This window comes from Pseudomonas japonica (assembly GCF_900188455.1).
Classification (GTDB): Bacteria; Pseudomonadota; Gammaproteobacteria; order Pseudomonadales; family Pseudomonadaceae; genus Aquipseudomonas; species Aquipseudomonas japonica.
The window spans coordinates 230,218-246,983 of sequence record NZ_FZOL01000001.1; the positions used below are offsets into that span (position 1 = coordinate 230,218).

Here is a 16,766-nt window from a genome sequence, read left to right on the forward strand (position 1 = left end):
AACGCCCGGTTCAGGACCGGGCGTTTTCATTCATAACAGCAATCAAACCAGCGGATCACCGACATGCAGGATCTTCATGCCATTGGTGCCACCGATGGTGTGGTAGCTGTCGCCCTTGGTCAGGATGACCCAGTCGCCCTGTTTGACCAGACCGCGTTTGAGCAACTCGTCCACCGCCGCCTGGCTGACCTGCTCCGGTGGCAGCGCCGCCGGGTCGAACGGTACGGTGTAGACGCCGCGGAACATGGCCACGCGGGCCTGGGTCTCGCGGTGCGGGGAGAAGGCGAAGATCGGGATCGAAGAACGGATCCGCGACATGATCAGCGGGGTGTAGCCACTCTCGGTCAGGGCGATGATCGCCTTCACGCCCGGGAAGTGGTTGGCGGTGTACATGGCGGCCAGCGCGATGCTCTCGTCGCAACGGCTGAACTGAGTGCCCATGCGGTGGCTGGAGGTCTTGCTGGTCGGGTGCTTTTCCGCGCCCAGGCAGATCCGCGCCATGGCCTGCACCGCTTCCAGCGGGTAGGCACCGGCAGCACTTTCCGCCGAGAGCATGACGGCGTCGGTGTAGTCCAGCACGGCGTTGGAGACGTCGGACACTTCCGCGCGGGTCGGCATCGGGTTCTGGATCATCGACTCCATCATCTGGGTCGCGACGATCACCGCTTTATTGTGGCGGCGTGCGTGCAGGATGATCTTCTTCTGGATACCCACCAGCTCGGCATCGCCGATTTCCACGCCGAGGTCGCCACGGGCAACCATCACTGCGTCACTGGCGCGGATCAGGCCATCGAGGGTTTCGTCGTCGGCGACGGCCTCGGCGCGCTCGATCTTCGACACCAGCCAGGCGCTGCCGCCGGCTTCGTCGCGCAGACGACGGGCGTATTCCATGTCGCTCGCGTCACGCGGGAAGGACACGGCCAGGTAGTCCAGGTCCATTTCCGCGGCCAGCTTGATGTCGGCCTTGTCTTTCTCGGTCAGGGCCGGCGCGGTCAGGCCGCCACCCTTGCGGTTGATGCCCTTGTGGTCGGACAGCGGGCCGCCGATCAGCACCACGCAGTGCAGCGAGTCCGCGGTGGCGGTTTCGACGCGCATGACCACGCGGCCGTCGTCGAGCAGCAGTTCGTCACCGACGCCGCAGTCCTTGACCAGGTCCGGGTAGTCGATGCCGACGATTTCCTGGGTGCCGGCAGTCAGCGGGTGGGCGGTGGAGAAGGTGAAGCGGTCGCCGACCTTGAGTTCGATACGTTTGTTGGTGAATTTGGCGATGCGGATCTTCGGACCCTGCAGGTCGCCCAGCAATGCCACATGACGGCCGTGGCGGGCAGCGATGTCACGGATCAGGCGGGCGCGCGCCTTGTGCTCGTCCGGCGTGCCGTGGGAGAAGTTCAGGCGGGCGACATCCAGGCCGGCGAGGATCAGTTGCTCGATCACTTCCGGTGAATTGCTGGCGGGGCCGAGGGTGGCGACGATTTTGGTGCGGCGGATGGTCATGCACAGACTCCTGTAGTGAAGCGCAGCGAGAGGCTACTCCTGAAAAACGCTGTAGTCATTGTTCCTTTGCACTACCTTGGGAGGGGTCTGGCTGGCGTTTGAACGGTGTTCGCGGAAGTTGTGAGGTGTTCGTGGTCCAACCCGGTATCGCCTATAGATTTGTCGGAAAACGCCGATATAGTGCTCAGCAAAGGAGAATCCCCATGCGAGCCCTGTTTATCCTGGCCCTGGCGACCAGTGTCGTCGGCTGCACCCGCTGGTCCATGGACCACCACCTGAACAATGCCTACCGGGCTTATGATCGCGGCGATTGCGAGCGGGTCACCCTCGAGCTGTCGCAGGTCGATCGCACCAGTCGCGCACGGCCGTTCATCTGGCCGGAAGCGGCGATGTTGCGCGGTCAGTGCCTGGAGCGGCAGAAGCTGTTCGTCGATGCGGCGCAGACCTATCAGTACATCATCCAGCAGTACCCGCGGAACGAGTATGCCTACCGTGCCCGCGCGCGCCTGCAAACGCTTGAGCAGCTTGGACATTATCGCGAGGGTGAAGCCGCGCTGACGCGTCCCGCGCCGCTGGCGCCGTTGCGTTGATTGACCGCCAGGGCAATTTCCGCTGGAAGCATTGCCCTGGTCTGCGCTACTCTGATTGAAACAGACTGTGTACAAACAGCGTGCACCTGTACAAGACGGCACTAGCGCGACCCTGCTCAAAGGGTTATCCATTGCGATCCTTTGCCATGTATACCGAGCACCGAATCGAGCGTCACCTGCTTCCCTACTTCCTCAAGGTCTACAACCGTTTCACCGATCAGCCCATCGGTTACCTGGGCAATGCGTCGGAAGACGGTCTCATGCTCATCAGCACCCTGCCGTTGTTGGTCGGGCCTGATTTCGAGCTGCAACTGAGGATTCCCGGCCATGCCGATGGCTGGCAGCGCATCAATATCACGGCCAGTTGCCTGTGGTGCCACGAGGACGAGAGTCCCGGCTTCTTCGACTCCGGTTTCATGCTGCTGCAGGCGCCGCGGGAGTACGAGGAACTGGTGAGTGCCCTGCACGACTACTTCAGTTTCCGTCCGTTGCAGGCATCGGCATGAGGTAGACTCCGGCGATTTCCCCTGTTCAGGACGAAGCCGCCGTGAGCTCCAGCATTTTCTGGCACGACTACGAAACCACCGGCATCAATCCGCGTTGCGACCGGCCCTTGCAGGTCGCTGGCGTGCGCACCGATCTGGACCTCAACGAGATCGAAGCGCCGATCAATCTGTTCTGCCAGCCCAGCGACGACATCCTGCCGCACCCGGCCGCCTGCCTGATCACCGGCATCAGTCCGGGGCAACTGGCCCGCGATGGCCTCGCCGAAGCCGACTTCATGACCCGGGTCCACGCCGAGCTGTCCCGTCCAGGTACCTGTGGCGCGGGCTACAACACCCTGCGTTTCGATGACGAAGTCACCCGCTACAGCCTCTACCGCAACTTCTTCGACCCCTATGCCCGCGAGTGGCAGGGCGGCAACACTCGCTGGGACCTGATCGATACGGTGCGCACGGCCTATGCGCTGCGGCCGCAAGGTATCCAGTGGCCGCAGGTCGATGGCCAGGTCAGCCTGCGTCTGGAGTTGCTCAGCGCGGCCAATGGCCTGGAGCACGGCCAGGCGCACGAGGCGCTGTCCGACGTACGTGCCACCATCGCGCTGGCGCGTCTGATCCGTGCCAGGCAACCACGTCTGTACGAGTGGCTGTTCGAATTGCGCAGCAAGCAGAAAGTTCTCGAGCAGATTCGTTTGTTGCAGCCCCTGGTACATATTTCCGGACGTTTCTCGGCGGCGCGTAGTTATCTTGGGGTGGTGCTGCCGTTGGCCTGGCATCCGGAGAATCGCAATGCCTTGATCGTGTGCGATCTGCATCAGGATATTGAGCCGCTGCTGACGGAAAATTCCGAAGTATTGCGTCAGCGTTTATACATGCGCCGCGAGGATATGCTCGAAGGGCAGTTGCCAGTTCCGCTCAAGTTGCTGCACATCAATCGTTGCCCGGTAGTCGCGCCCTTGGCGGTATTGCACAAGGAAGATCAGCAACGCCTGGGCCTGGATATGTCCGATTTGCTGCGGCGTGGTGAACGACTGATGACGGCACGGGAGCAGTGGGAGCATAAATTGACGTCAATTTATGCGGAGGGTGATTTTGCCGAGAGTGAAGACCCTGAACAGCAGCTATATGGCGGATTCATCGGCGACCGTGATCGTCGTTTATGCGAACAGGTGCGCGCCGCCGATCCGCAGGAACTGAGCGGCCGACGCTGGATGTTCGACGACCCGCGTTTGCCCGAGTTGCTTTTCCGATATAGGGCTCGGAACTTTCCGGCGAGTCTTGATGAGGAGGAGCAACAGCAGTGGCGAACGTTCTGCCAGCAACGACTCATCGATCCCGCATTGGGTGCGCCGCATACCCTGGCGGCATTCGATGCCGCTCTGCTGCAGGCCCTGGCGGAGGCGCAGGGGAGCCAGCGGGCGCTGCTGGAGGAATGGCGTGGGTATGCCGCGAATTTGCGGCAACGCTTGAACGTGTAAAAAATGTTAAGAAGAGTTAATAAAAAACGCCGGCATTGCCGGCGTCTTTTTTGCTAAGCGGGAAAATTAACCCAGCAGGGTTGCCCAGCCTTCCACGACGTCACCGCCCCACTTGGCTTTCCACTCTTTCAGGGTCTTGTGGTTGCCGCCTTTGGTTTCGATGATTTCACCGTTGTGCGGGTTCTTGTATTGCTTGACCTTGCGCGCGCGCTTGGTGCCGGTGGTCTTTGCCACGGCGCCGCGAGGAGCCTTGTTCAGTTTGGCTTCAGGGTCGAGCAGGGCAATGATGTCTTTCAGGGATTTGCCGTAAGTCCCCATCAGTTCGCGCAGCTTCTTCTCGAACTCCAGTTCTTTCTGCAGCTTGTCGTCGGCGGACAGACTCTGCAGGCGGGCTTGCAGTTCTTTGATAGCTTCTTCGGTAGCGCGATATTCGTTGATCAGGGACATGAGGCGTTCCTTTGGAAATAGTGAGCTCGGGTAACTGTGCGGCAATAATAGTCAGACTATTTGCGCAAGTAAACAATTCGATTTCATGCTCTTAGTAGTGGTTTATTTCCGCTGCGCAATGTCGCGGGTGCAATTTACATGTGCTTATTGGTCGAACGACTAAGTGGATTAGTCCGTCGACAGCTGTCGCGCCCTCCGGCGGCCCGCCAGACGGGGCCGTCCGGCAAGCGACGGATATCACATGGATACTGTAGTTTTGCCGGGCAATCGCTAGAATGTGCGCCTTTACGAAGTTCTGGAGCCCCCTGCATGCGTACCTATCGGCTGGTGATCGCTTGTCCCGACCGTGTCGGCATCGTCGCCAAAGTCAGTAATTTTCTGGCGTCCCACAACGGCTGGATCACCGAAGCGAGCCATCACTCCGATGACCTGAGCGGCTGGTTCTTCATGCGTCACGAGATTCGTGCCGACACCCTGCCTTTTGGCATCGAGGCCTTCCGCGAGGCCTTCGCCCCGATCGCCGAAGAGTTCTCCATGACCTGGCGGATCACCGACACCGATCAGAAGAAGCGTGTCGTGCTGATGGCCAGCCGCGAGTCGCATTGCCTGGCCGACCTGCTGCACCGCTGGCACAGCAATGAACTGGACTGCGATATCCCCTGCGTGATTTCCAACCATGACGACCTGCGCAGCATGGTCGAGTGGCACGGCATTCCGTTCTTCCATGTCCCGGTCGATCCGAAGGACAAGCAGCCGGCGTTCGCCGAGGTCTCGCGTCTGGTCAAGGAACACGGCGCCGACGTGGTGGTGCTGGCGCGCTACATGCAGATCCTGCCGCCGCAGCTGTGCGAGGAATACGCCCAGCAGGTCATCAATATCCACCACAGCTTCCTGCCGTCCTTCGTTGGCGCCAAGCCGTACCATCAGGCTTCGCTGCGTGGCGTGAAGCTGATCGGCGCGACCTGCCACTATGTCACCGAAGAGCTGGACGCCGGCCCGATCATCGAGCAGGACGTGGTGCGTGTGAGTCACAGCGACAGCATCGAGGACATGGTGCGCTTCGGCCGCGATGTCGAGAAGATGGTCCTGGCGCGTGGCCTGCGCTATCACCTGGAAGACCGCGTGCTGGTGCACGGCAACAAGACCGTGGTGTTCGGCTGACCCCCGAGGGCGGTGCAATGAGCGATCCCTTCGACAAAGCCACCGCCCATCCTCCGCCCACGCTGGGTGAGGGGTGCCTGAGCCGTTACGATCCGAGCGCCCTGGGCAGCGAGGACGGTACCGATTTTCCGGGCGCCGCCGAGTTGTGGAAGACCTTGGCGGCGAGCGGCGATGCGCTCAAGCAAGGCTCGGCTGAGCAGGTAGAGGTAGTTGGTCACAACCCGCCAGACCCGCACCGCCGCCGCGGTTGACTTGCCCACCATGGGCGTCAGCAGTGCCGCCAGCCAACGCGTCTCACGGCCCTGGCCGGCTGGCCAGCCAGGCCAGCTTGGTCATTGGCATGCGCCCGTCCGCCAACAGATGTTGCAAGGTGTTCAGCCAGTAGCGCCGGGCAAACCGATGGCGCATATCCACCGGGTGCAGGCCGAGGCGAATGGTGCTGGCGTCGGCCATGCGCCGTTCCTGCACCGCGCTGACGGCTCGCGACAGGCCTCGTCGCCAGGCGCTGCGCGCGCTCCACACCAGGCCCGGCGCCGTCACCGGGGTGAAGTCGGGCAGGCGATAGAGATGCTGCGGGTCGCTGGTGTAGTGCAGCGGCAACTGACGCAGGGCCTGGCGGGTGCCTTCGCTCATCAGCCAGGCCGGCGCGACGAAGCCGCTCAACGGCCAGTCCAGGCGCCGGAACAGCTCGATACCGGCGCCCAGGCGCTGCAATGCCTGGTCCTGGCTCAATGCGTAGAACTCGCCTTCCCAGGTGTAGAGGCGGCGCATGAAGTATTCGCCGGGCGTGCGCGGCGCGGGACCGTCGTCGGCGTGGTAGTAGCCGTGCAAGGCCAGTTCGTCGCCACGCACCAGGCGATGGTCGAGAATCCGGCGGAACGAGGTGTTGCGCTCCACGGCATTGCGCCGGTGAAAATCCGGCACCACCAGCAGGGTCATGGGGATCTGCCCGAGGGCGTCCACCGCTTCGACGAAGGGCTGGTAGTCCGGCCAGGTTTCCGGCGCGACGTCGTGCAGCACCAGCAGCACGCTGCGCCCGGCGCGGGGGGCGGCACAAGGCTCAGGCATGGGCGCGCACCGGCAGGTCGCTGTAGCCCAGTACCGCGCGGTAGTGTTCGAGCAGGCCGCTGACCACGTTGTCCCAGTTGTAGTGCTGCTCGACGTGGCGGCGAGCTTGTCGACCGAGGCGCACGGTGCCGCGTTCGAAGATCTCCCGCACCGCCTCGGCCATGGCGTTGCCATCACCGGGCAGGCACAGCTGGCCGCACTGCGCATCGACGATCTCGCTGAAGGCCCCGGCCGCTACCGCCACCACCGGCGTGGCGCTGGCCATCGCTTCGAGGATCACCAGGCCGAAGGTTTCCTGGTCGCCGGCATGCACCAGCAGGTCGGCGCTGGCCAGCAGGCGGGCGACTTCGCTGGCCGGGAGGAATTCGCCGAACACCGTGACGTTGTCCGGCACGTTGGCCGGCATGTGCGAGCCGGCCAGGAGCAGGTGATACGGGTTGCCCAGGCGCTGGATGCAGTCGAGCAGCACCGGCAGATTCTTTTCCCGCGAGCCGCGACCGGCGAAGACCAGCAGCCGGCTGTCCTCGGCCAGGCCCAGTTCGGCGCGCAGCGCCGGGTCGCGTCGGGCGGGATGGAAGGTGTTGAGGTCGACGCCGAGGCGCTGCACGTGGACATTGCCCACGCCGAGGCTGCGCAGCTTGTGCGCCATCACCTGGCTGGGCGCCAGGACCCGGTCGAAATTGCCATAGAGCTTGCTGACATAGGCTTCCACGTTGGGTGTGAACCAGTTGCCCATGCGGTTGCCGACCAGCAGTGGCAAATCGGAGTGATAGAAGCCGATCACCGGCACATCCAGGCGCCGCCGCGCGTCGAGTGCGGCCCAGGCGGTGAGGTAGGGATCGCCGACTTCGATCAGGTCGGGCTGCAGCTCGCGCAGCACGTTGCACCAGGGCGCCAGGCGCAGGGGAAAGCGGTAGCCGTTGCCGAAGGGCAGGGGCGGCGCGGGAACCTCGTGGATGCCATTGGCATGACGGGCGCTGGCGCCGGGGATCAGCAGGCTGTGGCGGACATTCGGGGCGAGGCCGAGGCGGCGGTGCTTGGCATCGAGGTAGGTCCGCACGCCACCGCTGGCGGGGGCGTAGAACATGGTGATGTCGGCGATATGCACGATCAGCATCCCTCCGGGATCGTCTTGTGGACAGTCACGCGGCGTTCTGCGACCGCGGTGACGCGCCTTAAAGTTGACCTACGGAAAGAATAGTTTGTTCGATTGGTAACAAAGGCACCCGGTAAGAACGCTTGTGGGAGCGAGCTTGCTCGCGAATGGGCGCGAAGCGGCCACAAAACCTGAGTCCTCGATGTGCCTGACAATCCCGGGACTCAGGTTTTACGACGGCTGCGCCGCCGTTCGCGAGCAAGCTCGCTCCCACAAGGTCCACCGTAGGTGGATACGGATGGATCAGATGCGGAAGCTGCCGACCAGGTGCTTCAGGCGACCGGCCTGTTCTTCCAGGTCCGCGCAGGCGCGCAGGGTCGATTGCAGGTTCTCGACACCTTCCTGGTTGAGCATGTTGATTTCGCTGATGTCCATGTTGATCGAGTCGACCACGGCGGTCTGCTCCTCGGTGGCGGTGGCCACCGACTGGTTCATGCCGTCGATCTCGCCGATACGCTGGGTCACGCTGTTCAGGCGCTCGCCCGCCTGGTTGGCGATGTTCACGCTGTCACTACTGTGGCGCTGGCTCTGGCTCATGGTTTCCACCGACTCGCGAGCGCCGACCTGCAGTTCCTCGATCATGTTCTGCACCTGCTGCGCCGACTCCTGGGTGCGGTGCGCGAGGTTGCGCACCTCGTCGGCGACCACGGCGAAACCACGCCCGGCCTCGCCGGCACGGGCGGCCTCGATCGCGGCATTGAGGGCCAGCAGGTTGGTCTGCTGGGAAATGCTGGTGATCACTTCGAGGATCTGGCCGATGTTGACGGTCTTGCTGTTCAGCGTCTCGATATGGGTGCTGGAGGTCGAGATCATGTCCGACAGACGATTCATCGCCTGGATGCTGCGGTCCACCACTTGCTGGCCTTCTTCCGCCAGATGCCGCGCCGAACTGGCCTGCTGCGAAGCCTGGGCCGCGTTATGGGCGATTTCCTGGGCGGCGGCGCCGAGCTGGTTGATCGCCGCGGCGACGCTGTTGGTGCGGTTGCTCTGCTCGTCGGAGTTGACCATCGACGAGTTCGAGGCGCTGACCACGCGCAGGGCCACTTCGTTGACGTGCTCGGTGGCCGAGGCCACTTCGCGGATCGACTCGTGGATACGCCCGACGAAATGGTTGAAGGCCTTGCCGAGCATGCCGAATTCGTCGTGGTTGTGGATATTCAGGCGGCGAGTCAGGTCGCCTTCGCCCTGGGCGATGCCTTCCATCGCGCGGATCATGGTGTGCAGCGGACGCAGCAGGACGTTGATCAGCAGGCCCAGCAGACCAATGATGAAGGCTACGGCAATGATCGTGGCAACCACCGCGGAAGTGCGGAATTTGCTCAGCATTGCGTAGGCCTTGTCCTTATCCACGGACAGACCGATATACCAGTTGGCCGAAGGCAGGCCCTTGACCGGGGTGAAGCTGAGGATCCGGGTGGTGCCGTCCAGTTCCACCTCCACCGGCTCGCGGGCCAGGCGTGGGGTGTTCTGCGGGAACACATCGGTCAGCGACTTCATGGTCAGGTCTTTGTTCGGGTGCACCAGGATCTTGCCCTGGTCGTTGACCAGGAAGGCATAGCCCATGCCGCCGAAGTTCAGCGAGTTGATGATCTCCACCAGGCCGTCCAGGGCCAGGTCGCCACCCACCACGCCGACATCGCGGCTGACCGCGCCGATGATCGAAATGACCATCTTGCCGGTACTGGCATCGATATAGGGTTCGGTCAGCATGGTCTTGCCCACGGACATGCCGTCCTTGTACCAGGGACGTACGCGCGGATCGTAGCCGTCGGGCATTTTCATCTGCGGACGAATGGTGAAGTCACCATTCGGATGGCCCATGTAAACAGTCAGGAAACTTGAAGTAAGGGCCTTCTGCGCGAGCAGTTCGCCAACCTTCTGCGGATCGGCGGCAATGTTCTGCACGACGTTTTCCACCAGCAGAATACGACCGTCGAACAGGTTCTTGATGTTGGTTGCCGTACTGTCGCCCATTTCCTGAAGATAGTTCTCCAGGTTTTCCCGAATCGCATTACGCTGCAAGTAGTCGTTGTACAGCGTGAACAGGCTGAACGCGATCATGACGATCAGTGAGGCGGCCAACAGAATTTTGTGGCTGAAACGGAGATTTTTATTCATGGCTTGTTGGGTCCGCTAAGGTCTTGAATATCCGGGTCGTTCGCACGAAAGAGCATCGCGAAAGCAGAGCATTCCCATGTCCTTGTCGGGGTTTTCCTGACTTTCTTGTAGCAATCACACTTCGGTATCGGCTGACTCACACCAAAGCTTTATATGGAGGATGAAAAAACATGGCGGATTCTGTGCAATTCGTTCTCGGCGGCGATCTTGACGGACAGCCGGTTTCCCAGTCCCTGCGCCTGGCCAACCGCCATGGTCTGGTGGCCGGGGCCACCGGTACCGGCAAGACCGTGACGCTGCAGCATCTGGCCGAGGCCTTCAGCGACGCCGGGGTGGCGGTGTTCGCCGCGGACGTCAAGGGCGACCTGTGCGGCCTGGGCGCGGCAGGCAATCCCCAGGGCAAGGTGGCCGAGCGTATCGCCGGGATGCCCTGGTTGAATCATCGTCCCCAGGCCTATCCGGTGACGTTGTGGGATATCCACGGCCAGTCCGGTCATCCATTGCGTACCACCCTGAGCGAAATGGGTCCGCTGCTGTTGGGCAATCTGCTGGAGTTGAACGACAGCCAGCAGGCCGCGCTGTATGCGGCGTTCAAGGTGGCCGACCGGGAAGGTCTGCTGTTGCTGGATATCAAGGACCTCAAGGCCCTGCTCGGGCATCTCAAGGACAACCCGCAATTGCTGGGCGAAGACAGCGCGCTGATGACCAGCGGTTCGACCCAGGCCTTGCTGCGTCGCCTGGCGACCCTTGAACAGCAGGGCGCGGAGGCGCTGTTCGGCGAGCCGGCGCTGCAACTGGAGGATCTGCTGCAGCCGGCGGCGGATGGGCGCGGGCGCATTCACCTGCTGGATGCCAGTCGGCTGGTGCATGAGTCGCCCAAGGTCTACGCGACTTTCCTGTTGTGGCTGCTGGCCGAGTTGTTCGAGCAACTGCCGGAGCGCGGCGATGCCGACAAGCCACTGCTGGCGCTGTTCTTCGACGAGGCGCACCTGCTCTTCAGCGGCACGCCGAAGGCCTTGCAGGACCGTCTGGAACAGGTGGTGCGGTTGATTCGTTCCAAGGGCGTCGGGGTGTACTTCGTCACCCAGTCGCCAGGCGATCTGCCGGATGATGTCCTGGCGCAATTGGGGCTGCGTATCCAGCATGGCCTGCGCGCGTTCACGGCCAAGGAGCAGAAATCCCTGCGCGCGGTGGCCGACGGCTTCCGGCCCAATCCGGCGTTCGACACCCTCAGCGTGCTGACCGAACTGGGTATCGGCGAAGCGCTGGTGGGTACCCTGCAGGACAAGGGCACGCCGGGGATGGTCGAACGGGTGTTGATCGTTCCGCCGCAGTCACGCATCGGGCCGTTGAGCGCTGCCGAGCGGACAGCCCTGGTGGCGGCTTCGCCACTGGCCGGGCGCTACGACAAGCCGGTCGACCGGGAGTCGGCCTACGAAATGCTCAGCGCGCGCAAAGGCGAGGTGGCCGAGGCGCCGACGGTGGCCAAGGCAGAAGAGGAGAGTCTGGCGGACAAGGCGGGAGAGTTCCTGCAGAGCGCGGCGGGGCAGGCGATCAAGTCGGCGGTGCGGCAGGCGGCCAATCAACTGGGCCGGCAGTTGGTGCGAGGCTTGATGGGCTCGTTGCTGGGTGGAAAGCGCAAATAGCGCAGGCATGAAAAAGGCGCCCCGGGGCGCCTTTTTCATGTTCGGATCACTCAGCCGACGAAGCGGGTGGAGATCCAGAACAGACCCGCCGCCAGGCCCATCGAGGCCGGCAGGGTCAGTACCCAGGCCAGCAGGATGGTGCGAACCGTGCCGCCCTGCAGGCCGCTCTTGTTCGCCACCATGGTCCCGGCGACACCGGACGACAGTACGTGGGTGGTGGAAACCGGCAGGCTGAAGATGTTCGCCATGCCGATGGCGCAGGCCGCGGTGATCTGCGCCGACATGCCCTGGGCGTAGGTCATGCCCTGCTTGCCGATCTTCTCGCCAATGGTCAGTACCACACGTTTCCAGCCGACCATGGTGCCGAGGCCGAGGGCCAGGGCGACCGCGAGGATGACCCAGAACGGTGCGTATTCGGTGGTCGCCGTCAGGTCCTTGCGCAGCTTCTCCAGGTCGGATTTTTCACGGGCCTGCAGGCCCGGCAGCTTGCCGACCTTCTTCGCGGTGTCATCCAGGCAGAGCAGGTAGCGACGAACTTCGACACGGGTTTCCGCGCTCAGCGCACGGTAGTCGGCGACGCCTTCCAGCGACTGCTGCAGCGCGGCGATGGTCGGTTCGGTCTGGTGCGGGTTGCAGCTGAACTGCTCCGGCAGGTCGCCTTTGGCGGCCTTGCCCAGGGCCAGGAACTCACCGAGGGTTTCGTGGTTGCGTTCGTAGAACTGGCTCAGGTGCAGGGTCGCGTCGCGGGTCCGCTCGATCTGGTAGGTGGTGCTGTTGAGGTCGAGAACGAACTGCTGCGGGACGATACCGATCAGCACCAGCATGATCAGGCCGATACCTTTCTGACCGTCGTTGGAACCGTGCACGAAGCTTACGCCCATGGCCGACATGACCAGGACCAGGCGGTTCCAGAACGGTGGGTGCTTCTTGTCGTCGAGCATGCGGCGCTGTTCCGGCGTCTTGTGCATCTTCGACAGCGGGCGCCACCACTTCAGGCCGAGCAGGACCAGCGCGGCGACCAGGAAACCGGCCATCGGCGACAGTACCAGGGACATGCCGATATCGATCGCTTTCTGCCAGTTCACCCCGTCACCCAGGGGAATGTCGTTGATCAGCGCGTTGGCCAGGCCGACGCCGAGGATCGAGCCGATCAGGGTATGCGAGCTGGACGCCGGGATGCCGAAGTACCAGGTGCCGAGGTTCCAGGCGATGGCTGCGGCCAGCAGCGAGAAGACCATGGCCAGGCCGTGCCCGGTGTTGACGTTGATCAGCAGTTCCACCGGCAGCAGGTGAACGATGGCGTAGGCGACACCGACACCGCCGAGCAGCACACCGAGGAAGTTGAAGACACCGGAGGCGAAGACGGCCAGTTGCGGGGGCATGGCTTTGGTGTAGATGACAGTCGCGACCGCGTTCGCGGTGTCATGAAAGCCATTGATGAACTCGAAGGCGAGTACGAAGGTCAAGGCGAGGATGAGGCTCACCAGTACCCACGCATCAAGTCCGCTGAATAATTCGATCATGAAGGTTTTCTGACCCGGTCATAAGGGGGCGCGATTATGCCAGAAATCCCCCGTAATCAATGCACTGGCTGCTGACCGGTGGAGACCCCCGGAGTGAGGGGTGTTCACGCGAATGGATCCGCGCTTGCCAGAAAAACGAAGCGAAAATCCACGAGAATATGGATTCTTGACGGCAAATTCGTGAATTGTACGTGTCAGAAAAGTTTCAAACGAATGTATGAAATTTGTGAGAATCCGTTACGGTTTCATCATCACGACGTAACGATGGGGACGAGGGTACCTGCATGGACAGGTACCACGACGATCCCGAACCTGCCTGACGCGGCGCCGGAGTCACGGCTCCTCGACGTTCAGGTCCTTTTCCATCTTGCGCAGTTCTTCGGCGAAGACCTGGTCCATGACGGTGGCGCGCTTGCGCCAGGGTTTGCGTTCCGGGTCGGGTTGAGCGGCGTAGGTAGTGACTTCGCCACCATAAAGGTCCTTGAAGCGTTGTTCCTGGCGCTCAAGTTCCGCGCGCAGTTCGTCTTTCGTCACAGTGCTACCTGTTATCAAATTAACGCTGGCTTTTCGCGAAGGCGTTGCAGCAGGAGTTGCATGACGCACACGCGGCTACGGTTGCCAGAGTGTCAACGGCTGTCGCAGCAACAGATTATTGTCGTGTGTCGACGCTTGTTTGCGTCCGACACGGGATCCGGACAATTGAATGGATGGATCCATAATGCGTGACCCTGGCGGGTGGCATCAGGTTTTGATTATAGCAATTGATATCCGCAAGGAAACTGGCAATCAATCTCTTACAGGAAGGGACATTAAACAAAGGGACTTTGTTTCCTTCTTGTTCTGCGCGGCATTTATTCCGTGGTGGAAGAGATGTCCACGGTACTTTTCCGTTCTGAATAAAAAACGGCCTCGCTGGTGGGCGAGGCCGTACCCGGGACTTCTACGGTGGGTACCTGACCAGTCTCTCCAAGAAGCCACAAGGGCGGAGGAAAGGTATAAGCAATTGTGGTCATCGGTCAATTGCGATTATCGGTCGATGGTTCGATAATCGCACCTGTGAGTGTGTGACCGAGGTGAGTCATGAGTGATGAAACAACCCCAAAGGGACCTGGATTGAACGATCACGTGCGCAGTTCGTTTGCGTCCCTGGCGCCGCCCATCGTGGCGTCGCCGGCCAAGCGTATCCAGGCGTTCACCGGCGATCCGGATTTCATGACGTCCCTGGCCCGCGGGCTGGCGGTGGTGCAGGCGTTCCAGGAGCGCAAGCGGCACCTGACCATCGCCCAGATCAGCCACCGCACCGAGATCCCCCGGGCGGCGGTGCGGCGTTGCCTGCACACGCTGATCAAACTGGGCTATGCCACCACCGACGGACGCACCTATTCGCTGTTGCCCAAGGTGCTGACCCTGGGGCATGCCTACCTGTCTTCGACGCCGCTGGCGGTATCCGCCCAGCCGTACCTGGACCGCATGAGCGATCAACTGCACGAGGCCTGCAACATGGCCACCCTGGAAGGCGACGACATTCTCTATATCGCCCGCTCGGCCACGGTGCAGCGCCTGATTTCGGTGGACCTGTCGGTGGGCGGGCGATTACCCGCCTATTGCACGTCCATGGGGCGCATCCTGCTGGCCGCGCTGGATGACGCCACCCTTCACGAATACCTGGAACACGCCGACCTGCAGGCCAAGACCAGCCGCACCATCCACGACCCGCACGCGTTGCTGGAATGCCTGCAAGCGGTGCGTCAGCAAGGCTGGTGCATCGTCGACCAGGAGCTGGAACAAGGCCTGCGCTCCATCGCCGTGCCGGTGTACGACGCTTCCGGGCAGGTCCTCGCCGCGCTGAATGTCAGTACCCATGCCGGGCGGGTCAGTCGCAGCGAGCTGGAGCAGCGTTTCCTGCCGATCATGCTCGCCGCCAGCCGCGACCTGAGTGCGCAATTGTTTGCCTGATCGATGCAATCCTGTTCGATAAACGCACACTGATGCGTTTATCGAATTGCGTCGTTTCGCCCGCCTGATTAATGTCCCTCGCAACGGTCGGCCCGCCCCGTCCGTCAATAATAATGAGCGAGAGGCAAAGTCCCATGACCCGCACGTCCTTCCCAGTCCGCTCGTCCGCGCCGCGACGACGCCGCTGAATCGTCCTTTTCAGCTTCACTGAACAGTCTTTGCCCCGACGCACACGCGTCCGCTCGCGCCTGCCCGCCTTTTTCCGGATAACAATAATGAACAGTCCGCACGCTGCTATCGGAACACCCCTGGATGTCCAGTCGTTCATCAACGCCCAGCCCTTGTCGCGTTATCAATGGCGGGTGGTGATCCTGTGTTTCCTCATTGTCTTTCTCGACGGCCTGGACACCGCTGCCATGGGTTTCATCGCCCCGGCGCTGTCCCAGGACTGGGGCATCGACCGCGCCAGCCTCGGCCCGGTGATGAGCGCCGCGCTGATCGGCATGGTCTTCGGCGCCCTCGGTTCCGGTCCGCTGGCTGACCGCTTCGGGCGCAAGGTGGTGCTGGTCGGCGCGGTGCTGCTGTTCGGTGCCTTCAGCCTGGCTTCGGCCTACAGCAGCAACGTCGATCAATTGCTGGTGCTGCGTTTCCTCACCGGCCTGGGACTTGGCGCCGGCATGCCCAACGCCACCACGCTGCTCTCCGAGTACACCCCGGAACGCCTCAAGTCGTTGCTGGTGACCAGCATGTTCTGCGGCTTCAACCTGGGCATGGCCGGTGGCGGTTTCATTTCCGCCAAGCTGATCCCGGCGTTCGGCTGGCACAGCCTGCTGTTGATCGGTGGCTTGCTGCCGCTGCTGCTGGTCGTGGTGCTGGTGTTCTGGCTGCCGGAGTCGGCGCGTTTCCTGGTGGTGCGCAATCGCGGCATCGAGAAGATCCGGAAGACCCTGGCGCCGATCGAGCCAGCCACCGTGGCCCAGGCCACCGGCTTCAGCGTGCCGGAGCAGAAGATCGTCAAGAGCCGCAACGTGCTCGCGGTGATCTTCTCCGGGACCTACAGCGTCGGCACCTTGCTGCTGTGGCTGACCTATTTCATGGGCCTGGTCATCGTCTACCTGCTGACCAGCTGGCTGCCGACACTGATGCGTGACAGCGGCGCGAGCATGGAGCAGGCGGCCTTCATCGGTGCGCTGTTCCAGTTCGGTGGCGTGCTCAGTGCGGTGGCGGTGGGCTGGGCCATGGACCGCTTCAATCCGCACAAGGTCATCGGCACCTTCTACCTGCTGGCCGGGGTGTTCGCCTACGCGGTCGGGCAGAGCCTGGGCAACATCACCCTGCTGGCGACTCTGGTGCTGATCGCCGGGATGTGCGTCAACGGTGCGCAGTCGGCGATGCCGTCGCTGGCGGCGCGCTTCTATCCGACCCAGGGGCGGGCCACCGGGGTGTCGTGGATGCTCGGGATCGGTCGTTTCGGCGCGATCCTCGGGGCGTGGATGGGCGCGACCCTGCTCGGTCTTGGCTGGAATTTCGAGCAGGTGCTGACGGCGCTGGTGATCCCGGCGGGGCTGGCCACGGTGGCGGTGGTCGTGAAAGGGATCGTCAGTCACGCGGATGCGACCTGAGTTCCAG

The 16,766-nt window shown here is 62.6% G+C and carries 15 protein-coding genes and 1 pseudogene; 8 read left to right on the forward strand and 8 right to left on the reverse strand.

What is annotated here, in order from left to right; translation table 11 throughout:
* Positions 1-42: 42 nt before the first annotated feature.
* The gene (gene pyk, locus CHB99_RS01025; protein WP_042123032.1) at positions 43-1,494 is read right to left on the reverse strand and encodes a pyruvate kinase; all 1,452 of its coding nucleotides are present in this window, start codon (positions 1,492-1,494) and stop codon (positions 43-45) included.
* Between the two features lie 203 nt (positions 1,495-1,697).
* Between pyk and CHB99_RS01030 the strand changes: the two genes are divergently transcribed.
* The 3 genes from CHB99_RS01030 (at position 1,698) to sbcB (ending at position 4,062) form a co-directional block, all read left to right on the forward strand.
* Positions 1,698-2,084, forward strand: a complete 387-nt coding sequence (locus tag CHB99_RS01030; RefSeq protein ID WP_042123033.1) for a tol-pal system YbgF family protein — start codon at positions 1,698-1,700, stop codon at positions 2,082-2,084.
* Between the two features lie 146 nt (positions 2,085-2,230).
* Positions 2,231-2,590: a pilus assembly protein PilZ gene (locus CHB99_RS01035; protein WP_042123034.1), complete on the forward strand. Its 360-nt coding sequence runs from the start codon at positions 2,231-2,233 to the stop codon at positions 2,588-2,590.
* A gap of 41 nt (positions 2,591-2,631) precedes the next feature.
* Positions 2,632-4,062 carry an exodeoxyribonuclease I gene (gene sbcB / locus CHB99_RS01040; RefSeq protein ID WP_042123035.1) on the forward strand — a complete coding sequence of 477 codons (1,431 nt, stop codon included), beginning with the start codon at positions 2,632-2,634 and terminating at the stop codon, positions 4,060-4,062.
* A gap of 66 nt (positions 4,063-4,128) precedes the next feature.
* Here sbcB and mvaT read toward each other — a convergent pair whose 3' ends face one another.
* The gene (gene mvaT, locus CHB99_RS01045; RefSeq protein ID WP_042123036.1) at positions 4,129-4,509 is read right to left on the reverse strand and encodes a histone-like nucleoid-structuring protein MvaT; all 381 of its coding nucleotides are present in this window, start codon (positions 4,507-4,509) and stop codon (positions 4,129-4,131) included.
* A gap of 309 nt (positions 4,510-4,818) precedes the next feature.
* Here mvaT and purU point away from each other — a divergent pair, with 309 nt between their 5' ends.
* Positions 4,819-5,670: a formyltetrahydrofolate deformylase gene (gene purU, locus CHB99_RS01050; RefSeq protein ID WP_042123037.1), complete on the forward strand. Its 852-nt coding sequence runs from the start codon at positions 4,819-4,821 to the stop codon at positions 5,668-5,670.
* 17 nt (positions 5,671-5,687) lie between these two features.
* Positions 5,688-5,921, forward strand: a complete 234-nt coding sequence (locus CHB99_RS01055) for a hypothetical protein (RefSeq protein WP_042123038.1) — start codon at positions 5,688-5,690, stop codon at positions 5,919-5,921.
* A gap of 43 nt (positions 5,922-5,964) precedes the next feature.
* On the opposite strand, the gene gpgD is transcribed toward CHB99_RS01055, so the two are convergent.
* The 4 genes and pseudogenes from gpgD to CHB99_RS30445 form a co-directional block, all read right to left on the reverse strand.
* The gene (gene gpgD, locus CHB99_RS01060; RefSeq protein WP_042123039.1) at positions 5,965-6,738 is read right to left on the reverse strand and encodes an N-acetylglucosaminyl phosphatidylglycerol deacetylase; all 774 of its coding nucleotides are present in this window, start codon (positions 6,736-6,738) and stop codon (positions 5,965-5,967) included.
* Positions 6,731-7,855 carry an N-acetylglucosaminyl phosphatidylglycerol synthase gene (gene gpgS / locus CHB99_RS01065; protein ID WP_042123040.1) on the reverse strand — a complete coding sequence of 375 codons (1,125 nt, stop codon included), beginning with the start codon at positions 7,853-7,855 and terminating at the stop codon, positions 6,731-6,733. The genes gpgD and gpgS overlap by 8 nt, the downstream gene beginning before the upstream one ends.
* A 282-nt stretch (positions 7,856-8,137) precedes the next feature.
* Positions 8,138-8,902, reverse strand: a complete 765-nt coding sequence (locus CHB99_RS30440; RefSeq protein WP_377697531.1) for a methyl-accepting chemotaxis protein — start codon at positions 8,900-8,902, stop codon at positions 8,138-8,140.
* Positions 8,903-8,992: 90 nt separating this feature from the next.
* Positions 8,993-10,012 (reverse strand): annotated as a pseudogene (locus CHB99_RS30445) (HAMP domain-containing protein); the annotation flags it as partial.
* Positions 10,013-10,182: 170 nt separating this feature from the next.
* Between CHB99_RS30445 and CHB99_RS01075 the strand changes: the two are divergent.
* On the forward strand, positions 10,183-11,658 hold the full coding sequence (locus tag CHB99_RS01075) for a helicase HerA-like domain-containing protein (protein ID WP_042123042.1): 1,476 nt from the start codon (positions 10,183-10,185) through the stop codon (positions 11,656-11,658).
* 50 nt (positions 11,659-11,708) lie between these two features.
* Here CHB99_RS01075 and CHB99_RS01080 read toward each other — a convergent pair whose 3' ends face one another.
* Together CHB99_RS01080 and CHB99_RS01085 are read right to left on the reverse strand one after the other, a co-directional pair.
* A complete protein-coding gene (locus CHB99_RS01080) occupies positions 11,709-13,181 on the reverse strand; it encodes an inorganic phosphate transporter (RefSeq protein ID WP_042123044.1) in 1,473 nt (490 codons plus the stop codon).
* Positions 13,182-13,514: 333 nt separating this feature from the next.
* Complete coding sequence (locus tag CHB99_RS01085; protein WP_042123046.1) at positions 13,515-13,715, reverse strand: hypothetical protein; 201 nt, start codon at positions 13,713-13,715, stop codon at positions 13,515-13,517.
* 546 nt (positions 13,716-14,261) lie between these two features.
* On the opposite strand from CHB99_RS01085, the gene pcaR reads away from it, so the two are divergent.
* Positions 14,262-15,137 carry a pca regulon transcriptional regulator PcaR gene (gene pcaR, locus CHB99_RS01090; protein ID WP_170946348.1) on the forward strand — a complete coding sequence of 292 codons (876 nt, stop codon included), beginning with the start codon at positions 14,262-14,264 and terminating at the stop codon, positions 15,135-15,137.
* A gap of 275 nt (positions 15,138-15,412) precedes the next feature.
* The gene (gene pcaK / locus CHB99_RS01095; RefSeq protein WP_042123049.1) at positions 15,413-16,759 is read left to right on the forward strand and encodes a 4-hydroxybenzoate transporter PcaK; all 1,347 of its coding nucleotides are present in this window, start codon (positions 15,413-15,415) and stop codon (positions 16,757-16,759) included.
* The last annotated feature ends 7 nt before the right edge of the window (positions 16,760-16,766 follow it).

Coding starts and splice junctions, on each gene's coding strand:
- gpgS (WP_042123040.1), bottom strand. CDS start 7,855: ATGCTGATCGTGCATATCGCCGACATCACCATGTTCTACGCCCCCGCC.
- CHB99_RS01055 (WP_042123038.1), top strand. CDS start 5,688: ATGAGCGATCCCTTCGACAAAGCCACCGCCCATCCTCCGCCCACGCTG.
- CHB99_RS01080 (WP_042123044.1), bottom strand. CDS start 13,181: ATGATCGAATTATTCAGCGGACTTGATGCGTGGGTACTGGTGAGCCTC.
- CHB99_RS01030 (WP_042123033.1), top strand. CDS start 1,698: ATGCGAGCCCTGTTTATCCTGGCCCTGGCGACCAGTGTCGTCGGCTGC.
- pcaK (WP_042123049.1), top strand. CDS start 15,413: ATGAACAGTCCGCACGCTGCTATCGGAACACCCCTGGATGTCCAGTCG.
- CHB99_RS30440 (WP_377697531.1), bottom strand. CDS start 8,902: ATGGTCAACTCCGACGAGCAGAGCAACCGCACCAACAGCGTCGCCGCG.
- purU (WP_042123037.1), top strand. CDS start 4,819: ATGCGTACCTATCGGCTGGTGATCGCTTGTCCCGACCGTGTCGGCATC.
- gpgD (WP_042123039.1), bottom strand. CDS start 6,738: ATGCCTGAGCCTTGTGCCGCCCCCCGCGCCGGGCGCAGCGTGCTGCTG.
- pcaR (WP_170946348.1), top strand. CDS start 14,262: ATGAGTGATGAAACAACCCCAAAGGGACCTGGATTGAACGATCACGTG.
- mvaT (WP_042123036.1), bottom strand. CDS start 4,509: ATGTCCCTGATCAACGAATATCGCGCTACCGAAGAAGCTATCAAAGAA.
- CHB99_RS01075 (WP_042123042.1), top strand. CDS start 10,183: ATGGCGGATTCTGTGCAATTCGTTCTCGGCGGCGATCTTGACGGACAG.
- pyk (WP_042123032.1), bottom strand. CDS start 1,494: ATGACCATCCGCCGCACCAAAATCGTCGCCACCCTCGGCCCCGCCAGC.
- CHB99_RS01035 (WP_042123034.1), top strand. CDS start 2,231: ATGTATACCGAGCACCGAATCGAGCGTCACCTGCTTCCCTACTTCCTC.